We start from the raw sequence: 20,473 nt of genomic DNA, 5'->3' as shown, positions 1-20,473 counted from the left end.
AGGTACATTTATGCTAGATTTTATCATTATTGTTTACTGTATGTATTGAGGTGACATTATGAAACGTATTACATTTGCTGACAGTTTAAGAGGTTTCAGCTTATTAGGTATATTTCTTGCTAATTTACTTATATTTCAATTTAGTTTATCCGGCAAAGACTACATCGAACATTTCCATTTAAGTCCCATCAACCAAGGCATATTCAATCTTATCATTGTACTTGTTGAAGAGAGCTTTTTACCTATTTTTGCCATATTATTTGGCTTTTCGATGGATAAGTTGTATCAGTCTATGAAATTAAAAGGATTACCACGACCTAGATTAAAATTATTACGTCGTGCCATTTTCTTACTGATTTTAGGCTTTATACATGCATCTTACATATGGGAAGGCGATATCTTAACCGCTTATAGTTTAGCGATGTTATGTGTCATCCCTTTCATTTCACTTAGTACGAAAGCCTTTAAATGGTTTAATATTATCATCATTTCTCTCGTCTTCATCATGGGCATTTGGTCTATGTTTGATGATTCACAACCGTCTACAACATCCGACAATCATGATGCTGCTGCTTATATTCATAAAGTACAGCAGATTTACACACAAGGTAGTTATGACGACATTCATCATGTAGATGACATTGCGCCATCTCCTAAATTTGCAGAATTAAAAGATCAATTAGGTGATAATAAGGGCGCCATCTTCTTGGTAGCCATCCTTTTTGAGGTACCGTTATTTACTTTAGGTATCTTTCTTTCTAGATCTGGTTGGTTCGAAAAAGATGCAAGACACTTTTGGTCGTCGAAATTATTCATATACCTGATACCAATAGCGATTATTGCCAAATCAACCATACTTTGGTTAAATAACGATGCAATTTCCGGTGTACTCCTTGCTATGTTTGGACCTGTTTTATCATTTGGTTATATGAGTTTATTTAAATATTTATATCAACGTCATGAGAAACATCCTATCTTTAAAGGTTTAGAAAATGCCGGCAAAATCTCGCTCACCGTTTATATTACTCAAAGTATTATCGGTACACTTATTTTCTATAGTTACGGTTTAGGATTATTTGGCAAAGATATACTCATCTATACCAGCATTTTATTTATTGTGATTTATATTCTTTTAGTTGTATTAGCAACATTACATCAAAGACACTTCCGATACGGTCCATTAGAATATCTTCTACGTATGTTCACTTATTGGAAATGGCATGTAGGTAAGCGAAAATAGACATACTAAAAAAGGTTCAACGTGGTTATAATGATAAACTACACGTTGAACCTTAATTTATATCGCTAAAAGCATTTTTTTAAACAATGAATTATTCATAATGTCCTTTAAATTTAGGGCTTTCTCCATATTTATTTTTATTAAATTTACTATTTAAACATGTAATCACTAATTGATAAATTGAAATAGCAAATTGAACGAGTGCAAGTAGAAGAATAAACAATAATGCCCAGCCATTGTCACCGTTAGGGTCATTAATATCCCAAATCAATTGACTAATAAAAGATATCACACCTAATATAACCGATAAAATTGGAATAAGCATCGTACGATCGGTGTCATGGAAGCGTCTGACTGTCAATGCTAAATTCGGAATGAAAGTTATAATTGCATATAAAATCATATAAATGATTGTGCCAACTAACATGACTATACTTACTATTGATAACGCTCCAGATTCTAATGCTGCTGAGAACATAACCATGATTAAAGAAGCAATATAAAGAATGAGTACTGGTCCGTAAAAAATGACATGCCATAATTGCATAAACCAGAATTCACTACGTCTTGAGCGTCCTTTAAAATTAAAATAATTCTTCCAAAATAACTTAAATGCTTCGCCAAAACCTACCTTTGGATTCATAAGCATAAACTCCTTTGCGTGATTTTAATTGCCGTCTTTCCCTTCAGTTTCATCGTACCATACTGACATAATTATAAAACCCTATATAAAAAGTTCTCAGGCCAAAACAATTAACATGAGAACTCTATAATATTGGTTTATTAATTTTCTTGTTTAATGACTTTACCATTAGGGTCTAATTTAAGAATTTTATTATTTTTAGTTTTATACGTCCCTAAAATTTCGCCATCTTTATTTCGATAATTGACAATCCAATCGCCACTATGACCAACCATTTTAACATCATCCCATAAATAGTTTGTCTTACCTACCGCAATACCTTCGAAATCTGAAATCATTTGATACACTTGGTTACGGAAATATGTATTAACTGTTCCTGATTTTTCTAAGTATGCTGCAGATAATGGATTATTGTCTTCTTTATCTTTTTTAGATAATTGATCTACAATATTTATTTTGTCAGTTAATTCTGGTAAAGCTTTGTTATCTTTATTAGCTTTATAAACATCAATGAGTTTGACCTCTTTGCCTTTGCCTAATAAGTCTTTATAATCTAATGAACCCGATTGCATACGTCCAACAAAGATTTTGTCGTTACTCACACCAATCAATGCTTCAAAGTTCCCTTTATTAGGTGATACATTGTAGAAATTCATACCTTTAGGTGCATTATCAATATGTTTTTCATATTTCACAAGTTTGAAATCAACTAGCTTAAAGTTTTTATTACCAGACGCAAGTCTGTATTCATAAATACCTGTTAAAATTTCATTCTTAGTCAATGTATAGCGATCGACATCTTCCACACAGAAGGCAAGAGCCAATTTTTGTTTTTCAGTAAGTTTTGCTACTTCTTTTTCCAACTCTTGGTCTTTTTTAGACTTCTTAGATTTTGTTTGTTCTGCATTAGATTTCGTTTTACTATTATCTTCTTTAGAACCGTCATTAGAACCACAAGCTGCAAGTAAAAGTAAAAACACCCCACATATAAATACTAGTTTTTTCATCTATGTCTCCTCATATCATTTGCATTTTTAAAATCAATTAATTATACTATATTTTATTTATAAAAGTGTACTTTGTAAACACTTAATTGCAAGTATTTCTTGAAAAAAAGAAGTGTTCCTTTATCATCTCAGGAACACTCTTTTTTAACTTAATGTATCAATCTCTTTCCAGCTACGTTTAATTGTTTGTTGAATTGTATGAGTAAAACTATTTTCGCTATTTTCTCTTAAAGATAGTGTATAGGCTCCAATCACCGGTGGAAATTTAGGTATTATAATTTCATTACTCGGATAAACTTTTTTTAATTTATTCATAAATGTCTCTTTAAACTGAATATTAGAGAATAGACCTCCACATAATACAATAGGTGGATGATATTGTGCCTTATTAATCGAAAGGAACGAGCCATTAATTAATTCAATCAATGCGTCCATACTGTTACTAATGATATCTTTAGCAACCATATCACCACTGCTGGCAACCTCAAACACTACTTTAGTTAATGAAGCAATTTCTGATCTCATTTCCATATTTTGATAAACAAACGGAATTATTTCTGTTTCTTGTATCAAGTTTAATTGTTGCTTAACCGCTTCAGTTAATTGAGTTGATTGACCTCTACCATCATAATTTTTCATTACTGCAGTAAGTGCTTTTTTGCCTATATCATACCCACTGCCTTCATCGCCTAGTAAATACCCCCATCCACCGACTCTATTCATTTCATTTGTTTCTTTATTAAAGTAATATGATATAGATCCAGTTCCTGCTATGAGTACAATACCAGAATCTCCAAATGTCCCCGATGCCAAAGCACATATAGCATCATTTTCAACGACAATTTTTATCTTATGTAATTTGTACGCTTCCAATGATTTTATAATCAAATGTTTTTCTTCTTTTCTCCCAGCACCACTTAATGATAAATAAATCGTATCAATTTCATTTAAGTCTATCTTTGCTTGTTTTCTCAAATTAGATATCATATTCATTAATATCTCTTTAACAGTGTCCAAACCTTTAACTTGTATATTTGTAGATTCTGCTAGGGTATGTCCAATAATTTCTCCGTAATTATTACCAATGACACCTTCTGTTTTGGTTCCTCCACCATCAATACCAATATAGTATTTTTTATTAATACTCATTGTTATATCAATCCTATTCTTTCACATTTAATACGAAAGATTCCCAAGGCTCTATCATATCTAATAGAAATTGTTCATTTTCAGTTATTTTACCTATAACATTTTTTACACCATCATTTTCCATATTTTGAAGTGCTATCTGCATTTCTCCCTTATAGTGACCATAAGTTTCGTTGCAAATCAAAATATCTCCTCTTTTAATCTCAGAAGTATTATGAGGCGGGAAATCTTTATCTTTGAAATGTACTCTGCTCATTGTTGAGCGAATAACATACTCTGAGACATCGCCACGATTAAAATGATCTTCTTCTAACACAATCTTTTTTTCTAAACTAGAAATTTCAGGATTTAATTCTATATCAAGCGTAGGCATTGATAAATTAATCTTAGATAATGCGTATAACTCTTCCTCAGAAGCAAATGCATTACTTATAATAATATCATCGATTAATCCAGTCATTAATAAGTGCTTTGCTTGAACTTCAATAGGTAAATTTCTATGACTTTCTAATGTAGGTAACCCCTCCATTACTTTCCAAGGCCCTATTTTACCGTGTTGAGATGTTACGAATGCCGCAGTCGTCAATTGATGTTGTTTATATGATTCTGAGGTTTTTTTAAAATGCTTAAATGATATACCTGTATATTTTTGTGGATAGAAATTATGACATCCTATTAACTTATCTCTATCAGGTTTAAAATTTAATACATCATTGATAAATGTTGCACTTGTACTTATATTTAATTCAATAGACATGTTTTGCTTATTATGCGTCATTTTCGCTGTTTCTTGAGCAGAAAATCCAGAATCAATTCGAATCCCAGATACACCTAAATCTTTAAAAAATGATAAGTCTAAATTATCTATTTGAAGATCTTTAAATACTTCTCGATTTATATCAGCTATGACCTCCATACCGTTCTCATTAGCATATTTCACTATTTCCTTAAACTTCTCAAAAACTTCACGATCTTCCTGTTTTACTGATAGCAGATTAGTGAATATACGTTTGAAGCCATATTTCACACTGGTATCAATGTAATTCTTCATTCTCTCTAGATCAGATTGTGTAGGGTAAATTGAAATACCTAATCGATGCATTTACTTGCCCTCCTCAGATTTATAAATAACGCCTTTAATTTTTTTATTTTCAAGTAATTGTCTTGACTGTTCAAAAAATAAAATACTATTGAATATAATCAACACGTAAATAACGGTCCATCCGAATGAATTAATCTCATCAAAGATTAAAACTGGAATACCAATAATAAATGGCATAATAATCAAAAGTAACCATCTGTTAATTACAACCTTCTTAATAATCAACTGTGATAACTTGAAGCAAAAAAATATTAAAATTAATAATCCTAGGATATATAAAAGTCTCATGGAAAATCACTTCTCTTCTAACTTTTTGTATAGCTCAATCATTTTTTCAATTAAACTTTTTTCACTTAATGCTGTCATAAGATGATCTTGTGCATGAATCATTAATAACGACGTATCAACTTTTTCACCATTAATTTCATCTTGTATTAAACGTGTTTGTGTTTTATGAGCCTCTGCCATTTCTCTCTCTGATTCATCAAGAAATTTTTTTGCTTCTTCAAAGTTGCCTTCAGTAGCACTATTTAATGCCTCATAAGCTAAACTTTTTGCATTTCCTCCATGTGCAATAATTTCAAATATCTCTGTTTCATTTTTATTATCCATAACAATTACCTCTCCTAATCTTTTTCAGTAGCGTCTTCATTAAGACTTTGCTCTTGAGCTAACATTTCACGCTCATATTTTTTAAAGAAAGGATAATAAAGTACAATTGCAATAATGATATTGATTAATACTAATATAAGTGCTTTCCAATCTCCATTAGTCGCAAACAATGCACCAATAGGTCCAGGTAATGTCCACGGTGCTAATATGGTAATTTTTGCAATTAATCCCAATTTAAAAACGAAGTACGTAATAGTAGTTAAAACTAAAGGAATACATATGAATGGTAAAGCTAGAATTGGATTCATTACTAATGGTGTCCCAAAAATGAGAGGTTCATTTATGTTAAATGTACTTGGAATAATTGAGAATCTACCTACTTTTTTGAGATATTCTGATTTAGAGAAAACCATTAATATACACAGACTTAACGTCGCACCTGCGCCTCCAATCCAGACAAACCATTGGAAAAATGGTTCTACAACGATATTAGGTAGTTGTTCTCCCGCTGCTTTAGCATCAATATTTTGATCTAAGAGCGAGAACCAAATTGGTTGGAAAACAGCACCCATGACAGCAACACCATGAATACCTGCAGCCCATAAAAGAACGATAAAGAATACTGGTATCAAAGCGCCTAACAATGAATCTCCTGCAAATTTACCGAGTGGTTCAAATAGCATGTTAACGATTTTATTTAAATCTACATTTAAAATCACACGGATAAACCATGAAATAACAATAACTAAAGTAGCCGGAATTAAAGACTCAAAAGATCTGGCAACTGAACTAGGGACTTGTTCAGGCATTTTAATAGTAAAACCAGATTTAATAACTAATCTGCTTATTTCTACTGCAAATATCATAGAAATGATAGCTACAAATAAACCAGACCCTCCCAAATCTGCCATAGGCAATACATATCCAACGGCATCCTTTTTAGCTAATTTATCATCTAAATTCAATGGAATATTCATCATTAGAAACGTTGCTAATGAAAGTAAGCCACCTGAAAGACCATCCATCTTATATGATTTTGATAAGTTATAACCCATACAAAATGCTGCGTATAAAGCCATTAACCCCAACGTCATTCTATTTGCAATCATAATCTTCTCAGCATGTGGTTGTACTAAATCTGCGAGATAGGGTATTGGTGGTGATGCAAACAAAGTGAAGAATGAACCGACGATAATCAATGGTAATGTTGCAATAATACCGTCACGAATGGCAACTAAATGTCTTTGCTCCGATGCTTTTGCCATTGGTGTCATTAATACTTTTTCAAGCCATTGTAATATCTTTTGCATAAGACCATCTCCTAAACATGTATATTAGTTATCGTATTCTTTAATTTGTTTTAAAATTTTAGGTGCACCTATTGGTGTATAACCCATTGGATCAACTACATCAACTGGTTTACCAACTTCTTCTCCCATTTTTTTAAATTTATCTAAACGGTGTTTAACTTGTGGGGCAACTAACCCTAAATCATAATGTTCGATTTGATTTTCAAATTCTTCAGATCCTACTGCTTTAATTTCAAGATCATAGTTTTCTTTATCTGCTTGTTTCTTAATTGAATCAACTACCATTGCACTTGACATTCCACCTGAACAAACCATAATTACTTTCATTTAAAACACTCCTCTATTTTAATTTATTGTTTTTTATAGCATTTCTTGTATTCTCTAATTTCTGGCGATTACTTAAATAATCATCACTAGCGATGCAAATATACAAAATATCAATGATGCTTAGCATAGCAATTCTTGAACTCATTGCCCCACTTCGTATCGTTTTTTCGGAAGAACTAACAAACAATTGTACATCTGCTAATTTAGCTATTGAATTATCACCATATTTAGTTATAGAAATAATTTTTGTACCCTTTTCTTTAGCTAATTGCGTAGCGTAGACTATATCTTTAGTTTGACCTGAATTTGATATTGCAATTACAACATCTTCAGAAGATAGGTTAGCACTTAAAGTAACTTGCTCATCAAAACTACTTCCTACATCACACCAATAATCTATACGCGTTAACTTTTGTTTAAAATCTTGTGCAATAATAGCTGATGCACCAATTCCATAAATACAAGTTTTTCTTGAATTGATAATTAATTCAAAAGCTTGCTTAATACTAACTGTGGATAAAATCCTTTCTGTGTCTTTTAAAGTCTTAGTATTGTTATGAAATACTGATTGTGTGACTTCTTCAATTGAATAATCTTCATCAATTTCTGCATAATCGCGTTGTACATTCCCAGGTTCATTTAAATCAAATGCGATTTTCAATTTTAAATCTTGAAAGCCCTTACATTTCATCTTTTTAGATAACCTAACAATCGTAGCTACGCTTACGTTTGTTAGGTCGGCTAGCTTTTGTACTGAGTAATTAATAATTTCTTCCGGATGTTTAAGAATATACTCAGCAACTCTACGTTCCGAGGGGTTTAAATCGCTTAAAGATGATTCAATAAAAATTAAACTACCATGCAATAAACATCACCTCTAAAAGGAATAATATTTCACTTCAATTACAATTTACAAAATATTATTACATTTGTCAAAATCTAATTTGTATGTAATTTAGTTATTTTACATCTTATTTCATTTCTTTTTTTATGCTAATCTTACATTGTAAGAATACTCTATTAACAAACTTTTTTGGGAAAGGAATTATATTGTGAAAAAGCTTATTGCAATTTTAATTTTGAGTACTTTAATCTTATGTGCATGTCATGATAATCATGACTCAAAAAGCAAAAATAATCATGATTCATCACAAAAATCAACTCATCATGTACACAAGAAAGAAATCAAAAATGGTCGAACGTATTATGACGATATTTTAATTGTTAATAAAACAACAACGCTCCCACCTGATTACAATCCTGGTGAAAATCCGAAAGCGCAACGTGCATTACAACGGATGTTTGCTGATGCTGGGCGAAGAGGGTGTAAATCTTTATCAGATGAGTGGTTTCAGAAGTTATCAAACACAAGTGAGTCTGTATCAGCAGTATGTTGCGCGTGATGGCGAACAAGCTGCGAATCGATATAGTGCGCGTCCTGGCACTTCTGAACATCAAAGTGGATTAAGTTATGATGTAGGTGCTATTGGATCAAATTGCAATTTACGTGAATGTTTTGGAGATACTAAAGAGGGGCAATGGATTGCACGCAATGCCCATAACTATGGTTTTATTGTGCGTTATCCCAAAGGTAAAGAACAGGTAACGGGCTATCAATATGAACCATGGCATCTTCGCTACTTAGGAAAGGACACAGCTACTAAAGTAGCCCAATCTGGCAAAGCCTTAGAAGAATATGTTCATTCTAAAAAACGCTCAGAAAGCTAACTTATGACTCTCTGAGCGTTCTAAATACTATTCAACCTTTTTTTCTTTGACTACATTACCATTAGCATCGAGTTTTTGAAGTGTGCCATTTTTATTTCTATAGGAACCAACGATTTCTCCATCTTGATTGCGATATCGTACCGACCAATCACCATTTGAATTAAGTAACTTCACATCTTCCCACAAATAACCTGAATCTGTTAAACTAACACCTTCAAAATCTGCAATAATTTGATAAATTTGATTTCTAAGATGTAATCCTACGCCACCCAATCTCTCCAACTGTTTGTAAGAGATGTCATTCTCGTCATAACTAATGTCAGGATACTTATTATCAATATGCATTTTACTTACTAATTCTGGCAAAGCTTTGTTATGTTTATTTTTTAAATAGACATCGCTTAAATTCACTTCTCTACCATATTGCATCAATGCATTATAATCTATGATTGCGGCTTGTGTTCCGCCTAAGAATATCTTTTCATTATTCACACCGATGATTGCAGCAAAATTTCGTTTATCAGGATATACAGTGTAAAAATGCATATCTTTTGGCGCATTTGCAACAGGTTTATCATGCTTAACTAACGTAAAATCGACTAATTTATAATGATACTCCCCAGCTGGTGCTATGGCTAAATAAAATCCAGTTAAAATTTCATTTTTAGTTAATGTATATTGGTCGACATGGTCGACACAAAATGCTAAAGCTAATTTTTCCTTTTCCGAAAAGTTAGCTACTATATCTTTAGTTTTTTCTTCATTCTTCTTTTTGCTTTCAAACTTATTTTGTTTTTTATTGTCTTCTGTTGTTTTAGTATCCGTTTGTTTCGAATGTGACTTAGTTTTATCTTCCTTGGACGATTCATTCGTACTACAAGCTGTTAAAATCAACATAAATGTGATGCTAAGTAATATAAATCTTTTCATAAACGAGCCCTCTAATCTAATCAATTTATATAATTTTATTATACTATAAAATAATTATTTAATTAGAGGTTATAGTTGCAATTTAAATCACACCTAATATACACAGAAAGAGTCCGGGACATAAATAATATAATGAAGCTATTTTGCAAATTCGCAGTAGCTGACTGAACTGAGAAGGCGCTTAAATCAAGCTTTTCTCAGTTCTAGTCATCCTTGCGGGGGTGGGACGACGAATTTAAAAGAATTCTGTCCCACTCCCTCGAAATCATTTCAATATTTTTAGACTGCCGTCATACTTATTTATTTAATTATAGTGCCTTCTTTTTCATGAATCATTTGAATAATTTCATTCTTCTCATTCATCACAGCAACTTTCGGTGCATGGTCAACTAATTCACGTTCATCTAATTGAACATAAGTCATAATAATCACCACATCGTCAACTTCAACTAATCGAGATGCTGCACCATTAAGGCAAATTTTGCCACTACCTCGTTCACCAGCAATGACATAGGTTTCAAAGCGGGCACCATTATTGTTATTCACGATGGCTACCTTTTCATTCGGTAAAATATCAACTGCATCCAAGATATCTGCATCTATCGTAATACTTCCAACATAATTTAAATTTGATTCTGTTACTCGTGCTCTATGAATCTTACCATTCATCATTGTTCTAATCATAACTTACGATTCACTTCCTAAAATAATATTATCTATTAACCGTGCTTTCGAGAATTTAACAGCGAGTGATATAAAGATTTGACCTTGTATTTCCGTCGCAACTTCTAAACCGGGGTAACTGTAAATTGCAACTTCATCAATATGACCACGCGTATGTTCCGTTAAATATGCCTTAATCTCACCAACAATAATATGACTACGACGTTCCCCTTGGTTATATAACGTTTGCGCTAATGCTAAACTTTTACTTAGGTGAACAGCCTCTTGTCGCTCATCGTCAGTTAAATATACATTTCGCGAACTGCGTGCGAGTCCATCCGCTTCACGTACAATATCAACACCAACAATTTCAATTGGATGGTTAAAGTCTTCAACCATTTTTTCAACGATTGCAAGTTGTTGCGCATCCTTCTTACCAAAGTAAGCTTTATTAGGACTGACGATATTAAATAGTTTATTCACGACAGTCACAACGCCGTCGAAATGACCTGGACGTTGTGCGCCTTCTAAGACTTCCGCTAGACGTCCCACCTTCAATGTTACACTTAATTCGTTTGGATACATTTCTTCTACTGTTGGATGAAAGACGTAATCCACATGAATAGCTTCAACTAAAGCGACATCTTGATCAATTTGACGTGGATACGCATCGAAATCTTCGTTTGGCCCGAATTGTAGTGGGTTAACGAATACGCTAATCACTGTAACATCATTGTCTTCAACTGAGCGACGCATCATACTTAAATGCCCTTCATGTAAGGCACCCATTGTAGGAACAAAACCAATGGTCTTCCCCGAACGTTTCAATTCTTGCGTAATGTGTTGCATCTCAGCTACAGTTTGAATTACTTTAGTCATTACCATTTACCTCGTTCAATATCTTTTTCTTATATGTGTGTGCTTCAGCTGGAAACGTCCCTGCCTTAACTTCCTCATCATATTGTTTGATGCCTTTAATTCCCACTGAAAAATCACCAAATTGTTTCACAAATTTAGCATAACGATCTACACCATAATTCAACATATCGTGATAAACCAATACTTGACCGTCTGTGTCTTTTCCTGCGCCGATACCAATCACTGGTATATCTAATTGGTCACTAATTAAACCAGCTAAGTCACTAGGGATTGCTTCTAATACTAAGGCAACTGCGCCTGCTTCTTGTACCGCATGTGCATCTTGAATTAATTGTTCAGCTGCATCTTTCGTACTACCTTGTAAACGATAGCCCATAACACCCACGCTTTGTGGCATTAAACCTAGGTGCGCTACAATTGGTATTCCAATTTGTGTTGATTTCTTAATGAAATTAACTAAATGTGCACCTTCTGCTTTTAACGCATTCGCATTTGTTTGTTGATAAAGTGTGAGCGCATTTTTCAAATCATGTTCGTCACTCACACCAACTGCGCCAATTGGTAAATCTACTACTACAAAGGTATCATCTGCGCCTCTGCGTACCGCTTTACCGTGGTGAATCATGTCATCTAGCGTCACTTGTGTTGTCGTCTCATAACCAAGCACTGTCATTCCAAGTGAATCACCCACTAAAATCATATCTATATTTGCATCTTGTGCTTGTTTTGCGCTTGGAAAGTCATATGCCGTAATCATCGAAATTTTTGTTTTCTCTTGTTTCATTTCAACTAATTTTGCTAAATTTTTCATTTTTAAATTAACTCCTATATTAAAAGTTCGATAATAATACGTATAATTATATGTAAGAATACCTAGAAAGGAAAGTTTTAAATGCAGATTGCTGTTATTGGACCAGGTGCGGTTGGCACTACTATCGCCTATGAACTACAAACATCGTTGCCAAACGTCACACTAATTGGTCGTTCTAATAAACACATAACCATTCAACCCGCAAATCAAATGATAGAAGTATTTAATATAGATGACGTGACGTCGACCTTTGACGTTATAATCATTGCTGTCAAAACACATCAGCTTAATCATTTAATTCCAAAGTTACATCGTTTAGCCCATGACGAAACATTATTTATTTTAGCTCAAAATGGCTACGGCCTACTATCTCGTCTTCCATTTCAACACACTTACCAAGCTGTTGTTTATATTAGTGGCCAAAAGTCGGGAAACGAAGTCATACATTTTCGTGATTATCGCTTACATGTTCAAAAAGATGCTCAAACAATGCGCTTAAAACAGTTACTTGATCACACAAAAATTGAACTCGTACTTGAAGAACATATTGAAGACAAAATTTGGTATAAATTATTAGTTAATCTTGGTATTAATTCTATTACTGCGCTTGGTCATAATACCGCTCAAATCTTAAAAATTAAAGAAGTGGAACAATTATGTAAAAACTTATTATACGAGGGACAACACGTAGCTTTATCAGAGGGCATTACGCTTCCTGATTCATTGGTCGATGATATTATGCAGATTTATGCAGGTTATCCTGACCATATGGGTACGAGTATGTATTATGATGTGATCAATAGCCAACCGCTTGAAGTTGAAGCCATTCAAGGCTTTATCTATAGCAAGGCGAGATACTATAATCTCAATACACCACATCTAGACACTGTTTACGCCCTTTTACTATCACATCATTCTATTGCAAAGTAAAAAGGGGATGCGACGGTATTTTTTGAAATTCGTCGTAACCCCTCTTTGCTTGTAGAATTTCTTTAAGAAATTCTTTTTGTTGGGCCCCGAAGCCCAACTTGCTTAGCTTGTAAAATCACTTTCGTGGTTTTTTGTGTTGGGGCCCCGAACCCCAACTTGCTTTGCTTGTAAAATCACTTTCTTGATTTTTTGTGTTGGGGCCCCGGCCGCAAGGATGACTAGAACTGAAAAAAGCTTGATTTAAGCGCATTTTCAGTTCAGTCAGCTACTGCGAATTTGCAAAATAGCATCATCATATGATTGATGTCTCATACTCTTTTTTCTAGTTAACTCTTACTTTGTTTTAACTTTAATGGCACTTTAATTTGTTTATCGACAGAATCGCCTTTCATTAGACCATTAACTACCTTAATTGCTTCTTTACCCATAAGTTCAGGTTGTTGCGCAATTGTCGCATCTAGTTTGCCATTTTTAATGGATTTCATCGCATCTTCATTACCATCAAATCCAATGACTTGAATTTCCTTACCACCAATTGCTTCTATTGCACCTAAAGCCATTTCATCATTTTGGGCAAAGATTGCTTGGATATCAGGGTGTGCTTCAAGCATGTTTTGCGTTACATTTAACCCCTCTGCTCTATCAAACTTTGCACTTTGTTTGGCGATGACTTTTAACTGCTTATCAGCAACGTCGTGGAACCCTTTACCTCTTTCTCTAGTCGCACTTGCCCCAGGTACACCTTCAAGTTCACCCACTTTGGCATTTTTACCGACTTTATCTACCAAGTAATTTCCAGCCATTTTACCACCTTCAACGTTATCTGACGCAATAAATGACGCTACATCACCTTTATCTACAGATCGGTCTAACGTAATTACCGGAATTCCTTCATTATTAGCTGATTCTACCGCACTTGAGATTGCACTTGAATCTGTCGGGTTAACAATTAAGTAATCCACTTGTTGTTGAATTAAATCTTCAATGTCATTCGTTTGTTTTGCTGAATCATCTCGTGCATCTACAACTTTGACTTTCATCCCTTGTGCTTTTGCATCTTTTTCAATGCCATTTTTAATTTTAACGAAGAATGGATTGTTTAACGTTGAAATACTTACACCAATTGTAATCTCTGATTTTTTCTTATTTGTTTTACCATTTTTATCATTTTTCAAAGGTGATTCTAAGGAACACGCTGCTAAAAATAGGACGAGTGCTAATGTAATGGCTAATAATTTCTTCATATTGTTATCCTGCTTTCTCTTATTTTTTACGGTCAATTAATACCGCAATTAAAATGACTACACCTTTAACGACTTGTTGATAGAATGAAGACACACCGAGTAAATTTAATCCATTATTTAAAACACCTATGATAAGTACACCTATAAGTGTCCCAACAATTCGTCCTTTACCACCTGTCAATGACGTACCACCAAGCACGACCGCGGCAATCGCATCTAACTCATAAGACATACCTGCTGTTGGTTGTGCAGAATTTAGACGTGATGTTAGTATTCCTCCGGCTAACGCTGACATTAATCCTGAAATACCATAAATAAAGATTTTAATTTTATTCACTTTAATACCTGAAATTTTAGCTGCTACCTCATTCCCACCAATTGCATATGTATGACGACCGAACGTTGTCTTTTGAAGAATGATAAGTAAAATAATAAATACGATAATCATCGTTACTGCTGGTACCGGAATACCAATAAAGTAGCCTTTACCAAATAATTGGAATAAATAGCTATCACCTAAATTAGTAATTGGATTGCCGTCAGTAATGACTAGTGTTAATCCACGGAAGATTGTCATTGTCGCAAGTGTTGCAATAAATGGCGCCATATTCCCTTTCGTCACTAGTAAACCGTTGACTGCACCCAAAATAAAGCCTATCAGTACACCTATAATTAAGGCGATAATTGGATCAACACCACTTGTAATCATCAGTGCAATAAACGCAGATGATAAAGCAAGGATTGAACCTACTGATAAATCTATGCCACCAGTTAAGATAATAAATGTCATCCCAAAGGCAATCAGACCATTGATAGAAATTTGTCTTAATAAATTGAGTAAATTAGATAAATCTAAAAATGATGGATTTAAAATACTCACTACAATAATTAATAAAATTAGACCAATAAATGGAATAATCTTTTCCATGAACGATGTTTTAGCTGTTAACTGTTTCATTTAAAGTTCCCCCTGTAGCTAACGTCATAATATTTTCTTCTGTAATTTCATTTCCTGTAAGATCTCCTTTGATATTACCTTCATGCACGACCATCACTCTATCGCTCATGCCAATGACTTCCGGTAATTCAGATGAGACCATAATAATAGACACACCACGATCTGTAAGTTCATTCATAAGTTGATAAATCTCTCTCTTAGCGCCAACATCAATACCTCTTGTAGGTTCATCCAATATGATGATTTGCGCACCCGTACCAATCCACTTAGCTAATACGACTTTCTGTTGATTACCTCCTGATAATGAACCAGCTGGTAGCTTGCCTGGCGATTTAATGTTCAGTCTTTTGCGCATCGTATCAACAAATTGCTCAGAACTCTTATCGTCTACGATGCCACGTTTTGAAAAGCTAAATAACGAAGGTAACACCATATTGTCTTGAATGGAGAAGTCTAAAATTAATCCTTCTTCCTTACGATTCTCGGTTATAAAGGCAAGTCCATGTTTCATCGCTTCAATTGGGGACGTGATCGTCACTAGTTGACCTTTAATTTCAATGTCATTGTCCGCTTTATCCACACCAAATAAACTGCGCATCATTTCCGTACGTCCTGCACCCATCAAGCCACTTACACCTAGTATTTCACCTTTTCTAAGATAAAATGATTGATTCTCAATATGATGTAGCGGATTATTGAGCCGTTTTACATTTAAGATCATATCTTGTGGTTCATACGTTCTATGTGGAAATTGTTCATCTAATTCGCGTCCTACCATTGCTTTCACAATTTGGTTGTACGTTAGATGACGTGTTTCATCGTACATCACAGAAACGCCATCACGCATGACTGTTATTTCATCTGAAATCTCAAATATTTCAGCCATTCTATGCGAAATGTAAACAAAGGCAACACCTTTTGCTTTTAAATTACGAATCATATCGAATAGACGTCGGATTTCTTTGTCTGTTAAGGTAGCTGTCGGTTCATCCATAATAATGATTTGTGCTTTCGTCATCATCGCTTTAGCGATTTCTATCATTTGTTGCTCACCAATCGAGCAATCTTTAACTACTTTATTTAACGGAATGTAGAAATCTAATTCTTTAAATACTTGTTCCGCCTGTTGTTTCATTGCTTTTGTATTGAGTATGCCCATTTTGTTGCGGATTTCTTTTCCTACAAACAAATTATCGAGTACTGTTAATTCTGGATATAAATTCAATTCTTGGTGTATAAAGGTTAATCCTTTTTCTTCCGCTTCTTTAGGATTGCTATATTCTATTTCAACATCAGAATACGTCATGACACCTTGATCTTTCTTATGAATACCTACTAAAATTTTCATTAGCGTAGATTTTCCAGCCCCATTTTCTCCCATTAAGGCATGGACGGTACCTGGTTTCAAAGTAAAATCAACACCCTTAAGCACCTCGTTATCACCATAGGCTTTATGAATATTAGTCATTTGAATCATTAATCTCACCCCTTAAAATATGACACCACTTTGAAGTATGATGTTTGCATATGGTGTTGCTTCACCTGTACGTATAATCGCTTTCGCATCCTTCGTTAATGCTTTAAACGTTTCATGATCGACTTGTGTTATGCCTGAAAAGTCATGTGTCACTTGCTTATAAATAGGTGCATTGTTTACTTCCATTTCCTCGGCTATCGTAATATGTTCAATTTCCATGTGTTGCTTAAGGACGTCATAAACGTCTAGGAAACTAGGCTTCCCTAACGTTAGTGCTAGGTCAATCTTCTTAACATCTTTAGGTACTGGTAGCCCACAATCGCCGATTACAATTTGATCTGTATGTCCTAAGTCGCTAAGTACCTTTGAAATTTCGCTGTTTAATATGCCTGTTTTATACATCGAATTCACCTTCTATTTCTGAAAAGGTCGGCATACCACCTTGAGCGCCCATACCTGTTACTGAGTGACTTGCTGCTAAATTCGCAAGTGTAAGGGCATGTGCGATGGAATATCCCTTTTGTAATCCTACTGCGAAAGCACCATTAAATGTATCTCCGGCACCTGTGGTATCTTTAACTTCTCGCTTAAATCCTGCGATATGAACCTTTTTAGTGCCGTTATGATACATAGCACCTTTATCCCCTAATGTAATAATCAGTTTGTTAGGATAATGTGCTAACGCTTCATCAATGTTAGTCTGGAACATCGCGTTACTCTCTGTTTCATTAGGTGTAATATATGTCGCTTTATCAATGACTTCTGCTTCTACTTCTCGGAATGGTGCCGGGTTAAGAATTGAGATTAAATCATGATCATCACAATAAGTTATGACGTCTTTAACTGTTTCGGCAGGAATTTCTTGTTGAATTAATACAATGTCACCTGCTTGCGCTTGATTTAATGCTTCCAATGCATACGCTGAAGTCACATAGTTGTTGGCTGAAGGCACCACAATAATGCTATTGTCATTGTCTGATAATGTAATATGTGCTGTCCCTGATGCTGAATGTGTAACGGGTTTCAGAAATGTCGTTAAAACATGGTTATCTTCTAAATTTGTGAAAATTTGATTACCAAAATCGTCATCCCCAATGCGTCCTACCATATACACATCATCACCAAGTCTGGCAGCTGCTACGGCTTGGTTTGCACCTTTGCCTCCAGGTGTCGTAAAGAATGACTCACCTAGTACGGTTTCACCTTTACTTGGTACTCGATTCGTAGAAACGACTAAATCAATAGATAAACTTCCAACTACATAAATACTTGTCATTTTGTCTTCCTCCTTGTAGATTCTCTATAAATTAAATCAACATCTAATACTACTTTCGTTGTGATATCATTATGTTCTAATTGTTGAATCAAACCTAATGCTGCTTGCTTACCAATGTCATAAGCAGGTTGTTTGATGGTTGTGAGACTTGGATAAAATAGCTTAGCTAACGGGATATCATCATACCCAATGACTTGTACGTCATCTGGAATAGTAATATGTAAATCATGTAACCATTTCATCATTTTCAGTGCTGATACATCATTGCTACATATCACACTATCGATATCATTGTGTTTAATGTAACGCTGCAATTTATCCATTGTGATATCACGCTCATCTTCAATCCATAATTGAATGCCCTGACTTTCTAACGTCGTTCTTGCACCGTTGAATCGTTCTTCAAACGAGCGATAATTTAGGTCTTGATGTAGCACTAATACACGTTGCGCATTGCCTTCTATGATTGCCTCAGCTTGTAATTGACCACCTTTATAATGATCTGCTTCGATACATTGTTGATTATCTGTAACGCGGTCAATGAGAACATAGGGTAATTGATAGGAGTTGAATTGATCAAAAGCAAATTGCGTCGATAATTGTGAAGCAATGACGCCACTGCAATTATTCACTTTAAATGTGGTTAAATAGTTAAGTTCTTTATGTTCTTGCATTTCACCATTACCAATCATGACATGATACCCTTTTTGAATTGCAGTATCCTCAACACCTTTAGCAACAATTGTAAAAAATGGATTACTCATATCTGGTAAAAGCAGTCCAATCGTTTTAGATTTCTTTGTGAATAAGGTTCTTGCAGTTTCATTTGGATAATAATCTAGGTCTTTGATGACTTGTTCAATTCTTTTACGTGTTGCTTCTTTAACATAACCACTTTTATTAATCACTCTTGAAACTGTGGCTACTGAAACATTTGCTTGTTTAGCCACTTCTTTAATCGTTCTCACTTTCCCACTCCTTTTATGTGTAACCGCTTACACAAAAATTTATCACTTTTTTCTTTTAAATGCAATATTAAATAAAACATTTATAGATTATTACTTTTGTAAATGTACGCTATCTTATTATTTATGTTTATTGATATATCGCTATTTTTTAAATTTGGAATTATACACATTACAAAAATAATATGATACTATATAGTTAATTTTCAAAGTAAATACAGAATTGATGCAAAGGGGACCCAATTCTTGGATAAATCAACTCGTATACTAAATATTTTAACTTTGCTTCTTAAAGGTTATGTTGTTACGCAACAAGACTTAAATCAATTCACTGATGTAAGTAAAAAATCAATTCAACGTGATATTAATACGATTAACACTTTCTTTTATGAAAATGAGTTTTGGAATCCTAGTAATACTAGAGTCGTTTATAATCATCAATTGGCAGGATACGAACTTAAGCAGGATACTCAAAGTAAACACAGTTTGGGCATTCTGAGTCTGCTCATTAAACTTCAAAGCTTAACGCCTATATTGCATCACGATATTCATAAATTTTTACTTAGTTCAATTACTTCAATGAAAGTTTCAGATAAACATGTTTTAATGAGTACGTTACATCAATTTAAAATCAGACAAGAATTATTGCCTGGGAAACATCTCATGCTCCTGCAAAAAGCAATCGTGAATAAAGAAATTGTTCGCATTGAACTTCAAGATAAAAAGATAGTGGTTAAACCGTTATCTATCTTGTATATGCATTATGACTATTGGTTTACATATGAGGTAGACCATGAGATTGAAACGATTCTTCTTCGAGATATTCTGTCTGTTAAGATTTTAAATTTAAAATTTAAGAAAGATGGCACTTGTAATCCTGTGTTATTCCAAATTCATAATCAATTTTGGAACCAATTCCAACAGCAATTTTCAATTAAGGAAGTTGTTGAACGAAGTGAGGATTATATCACAGTATGGGTGAATTGTACGCGTTTCGATGCGTACTATATCGCTTATCAATTAGCGCCACATGCTAAGATTCTGAAACCACAATCATATATTGATAGTTTTGTAGAAAGATTAGATGAGATTAAAGGTATTTATAAATAATAAAAGTGTTCGTAAAGTAGTTCATAGATAGATTTCGCTTGCTTAAGTTATTTCGCTTTCCTGTGGGAAAGGCTCTAAAGCAGTTCTTTGATTTTAATCATTAGAACTACTT

22 protein-coding genes and 1 pseudogene are annotated in these 20,473 nt (G+C 33.9%); 4 read left to right on the top strand and 19 right to left on the bottom strand.

What is annotated here, in order from left to right; genetic code table 11:
- Positions 1 to 58: 58 nt before the first annotated feature.
- A complete protein-coding gene (locus tag JVV30_RS06605; protein WP_204193777.1) occupies positions 59 to 1,240 on the top strand; it encodes a DUF418 domain-containing protein in 1,182 nt (393 codons plus the stop codon).
- A gap of 91 nt (positions 1,241 to 1,331) precedes the next feature.
- On the opposite strand, the gene JVV30_RS06600 is transcribed toward JVV30_RS06605, so the two are convergent.
- The 9 genes from JVV30_RS06600 to JVV30_RS06560 all read right to left on the bottom strand — a co-directional run bounded on the left by JVV30_RS06600 (position 1,332) and on the right by JVV30_RS06560 (position 8,255).
- A complete protein-coding gene (locus JVV30_RS06600) occupies positions 1,332 to 1,883 on the bottom strand; it encodes a DUF805 domain-containing protein (RefSeq protein WP_107629339.1) in 552 nt (183 codons plus the stop codon).
- Positions 1,884 to 2,023: 140 nt separating this feature from the next.
- Entirely contained in the window at positions 2,024 to 2,890 is an 867-nt protein-coding gene (locus JVV30_RS06595) for a hypothetical protein (protein WP_107629340.1), read from the bottom strand.
- Positions 2,891 to 3,034: 144 nt separating this feature from the next.
- Positions 3,035 to 4,039: an N-acetylglucosamine kinase gene (locus JVV30_RS06590; protein WP_204193775.1), complete on the bottom strand. Its 1,005-nt coding sequence runs from the start codon at positions 4,037 to 4,039 to the stop codon at positions 3,035 to 3,037.
- 13 nt (positions 4,040 to 4,052) lie between these two features.
- Positions 4,053 to 5,141, bottom strand: a complete 1,089-nt coding sequence (locus tag JVV30_RS06585; RefSeq protein ID WP_204193773.1) for a DUF871 domain-containing protein — start codon at positions 5,139 to 5,141, stop codon at positions 4,053 to 4,055.
- Positions 5,142 to 5,318: a hypothetical protein gene (locus JVV30_RS13245; RefSeq protein WP_228480647.1), complete on the bottom strand. Its 177-nt coding sequence runs from the start codon at positions 5,316 to 5,318 to the stop codon at positions 5,142 to 5,144.
- Positions 5,319 to 5,435: 117 nt separating this feature from the next.
- Positions 5,436 to 5,753 (bottom strand): PTS lactose/cellobiose transporter subunit IIA, encoded by a 318-nt coding sequence (locus JVV30_RS06575; RefSeq protein ID WP_053030137.1) that lies wholly within the window; start codon positions 5,751 to 5,753, stop codon positions 5,436 to 5,438.
- Positions 5,754 to 5,767: 14 nt separating this feature from the next.
- Positions 5,768 to 7,063 (bottom strand): PTS sugar transporter subunit IIC, encoded by a 1,296-nt coding sequence (locus JVV30_RS06570; RefSeq protein ID WP_204193767.1) that lies wholly within the window; start codon positions 7,061 to 7,063, stop codon positions 5,768 to 5,770.
- A gap of 24 nt (positions 7,064 to 7,087) precedes the next feature.
- On the bottom strand, positions 7,088 to 7,390 hold the full coding sequence (locus JVV30_RS06565) for a PTS sugar transporter subunit IIB (protein WP_053030139.1): 303 nt from the start codon (positions 7,388 to 7,390) through the stop codon (positions 7,088 to 7,090).
- 13 nt (positions 7,391 to 7,403) lie between these two features.
- A complete protein-coding gene (locus tag JVV30_RS06560; RefSeq protein WP_204193765.1) occupies positions 7,404 to 8,255 on the bottom strand; it encodes a MurR/RpiR family transcriptional regulator in 852 nt (283 codons plus the stop codon).
- 187 nt (positions 8,256 to 8,442) lie between these two features.
- Between JVV30_RS06560 and JVV30_RS06555 the strand changes: the two are divergent.
- Positions 8,443 to 9,118 (top strand): annotated as a pseudogene (locus tag JVV30_RS06555) (M15 family metallopeptidase).
- A gap of 27 nt (positions 9,119 to 9,145) precedes the next feature.
- On the opposite strand, the gene JVV30_RS06550 reads toward JVV30_RS06555, so the two are convergent.
- The 4 genes from JVV30_RS06550 to panB all read right to left on the bottom strand — a co-directional run bounded on the left by JVV30_RS06550 (position 9,146) and on the right by panB (position 12,401).
- Positions 9,146 to 10,048: a hypothetical protein gene (locus tag JVV30_RS06550; protein ID WP_239469330.1), complete on the bottom strand. Its 903-nt coding sequence runs from the start codon at positions 10,046 to 10,048 to the stop codon at positions 9,146 to 9,148.
- A 300-nt stretch (positions 10,049 to 10,348) separates the two neighbouring features.
- Entirely contained in the window at positions 10,349 to 10,732 is a 384-nt protein-coding gene (gene panD, locus JVV30_RS06545; protein WP_011274512.1) for an aspartate 1-decarboxylase, read from the bottom strand.
- Positions 10,733 to 10,735: 3 nt separating this feature from the next.
- Complete coding sequence (gene panC / locus JVV30_RS06540; protein WP_119636059.1) at positions 10,736 to 11,590, bottom strand: pantoate--beta-alanine ligase; 855 nt, start codon at positions 11,588 to 11,590, stop codon at positions 10,736 to 10,738.
- Positions 11,583 to 12,401, bottom strand: coding sequence for a 3-methyl-2-oxobutanoate hydroxymethyltransferase (gene panB, locus JVV30_RS06535; RefSeq protein WP_053030143.1), 819 nt, complete (start codon positions 12,399 to 12,401; stop codon positions 11,583 to 11,585). Before panB ends, panC begins: the two co-directional genes overlap by 8 nt.
- An 81-nt stretch (positions 12,402 to 12,482) precedes the next feature.
- On the opposite strand from panB, the gene JVV30_RS06530 reads away from it, so the two are divergent.
- Positions 12,483 to 13,331 carry an oxidoreductase gene (locus JVV30_RS06530; RefSeq protein WP_204193762.1) on the top strand — a complete coding sequence of 283 codons (849 nt, stop codon included), beginning with the start codon at positions 12,483 to 12,485 and terminating at the stop codon, positions 13,329 to 13,331.
- 326 nt (positions 13,332 to 13,657) lie between these two features.
- Here JVV30_RS06530 and JVV30_RS06525 read toward each other — a convergent pair whose 3' ends face one another.
- The 6 genes from JVV30_RS06525 to JVV30_RS06500 are packed head-to-tail and all read right to left on the bottom strand — an operon-like array spanning position 13,658 to position 19,254.
- A complete protein-coding gene (locus JVV30_RS06525) occupies positions 13,658 to 14,575 on the bottom strand; it encodes a D-ribose ABC transporter substrate-binding protein (RefSeq protein ID WP_204193759.1) in 918 nt (305 codons plus the stop codon).
- Positions 14,576 to 14,594: 19 nt separating this feature from the next.
- Entirely contained in the window at positions 14,595 to 15,533 is a 939-nt protein-coding gene (locus JVV30_RS06520; protein ID WP_107629346.1) for an ABC transporter permease subunit, read from the bottom strand.
- Complete coding sequence (locus tag JVV30_RS06515; RefSeq protein WP_204193757.1) at positions 15,514 to 17,010, bottom strand: sugar ABC transporter ATP-binding protein; 1,497 nt, start codon at positions 17,008 to 17,010, stop codon at positions 15,514 to 15,516. Before JVV30_RS06515 ends, JVV30_RS06520 begins: the two co-directional genes overlap by 20 nt.
- Before the next feature lie 12 nt (positions 17,011 to 17,022).
- Positions 17,023 to 17,412 (bottom strand): D-ribose pyranase, encoded by a 390-nt coding sequence (rbsD, locus tag JVV30_RS06510; protein WP_204193755.1) that lies wholly within the window; start codon positions 17,410 to 17,412, stop codon positions 17,023 to 17,025.
- Positions 17,405 to 18,286, bottom strand: coding sequence for a ribokinase (gene rbsK / locus JVV30_RS06505; RefSeq protein ID WP_204193754.1), 882 nt, complete (start codon positions 18,284 to 18,286; stop codon positions 17,405 to 17,407). Before rbsK ends, rbsD begins: the two co-directional genes overlap by 8 nt.
- Positions 18,283 to 19,254, bottom strand: a complete 972-nt coding sequence (locus tag JVV30_RS06500; protein WP_204193753.1) for a substrate-binding domain-containing protein — start codon at positions 19,252 to 19,254, stop codon at positions 18,283 to 18,285. Before JVV30_RS06500 ends, rbsK begins: the two co-directional genes overlap by 4 nt.
- Before the next feature lie 243 nt (positions 19,255 to 19,497).
- Here JVV30_RS06500 and JVV30_RS06495 point away from each other — a divergent pair, with 243 nt between their 5' ends.
- Positions 19,498 to 20,361, top strand: a complete 864-nt coding sequence (locus tag JVV30_RS06495; RefSeq protein WP_204193752.1) for a helix-turn-helix transcriptional regulator — start codon at positions 19,498 to 19,500, stop codon at positions 20,359 to 20,361.
- The last annotated feature ends 112 nt before the right edge of the window (positions 20,362 to 20,473 follow it).

Origin of the sequence: Staphylococcus sp. GDY8P47P (assembly GCF_016892225.1) — a bacterium.
GTDB lineage: Bacteria > Bacillota > Bacilli > Staphylococcales > Staphylococcaceae > Staphylococcus > Staphylococcus borealis.
Note: the sequence above shows the minus strand (reverse complement) of the source record. Positions and strands in the feature narration are given on the sequence as shown.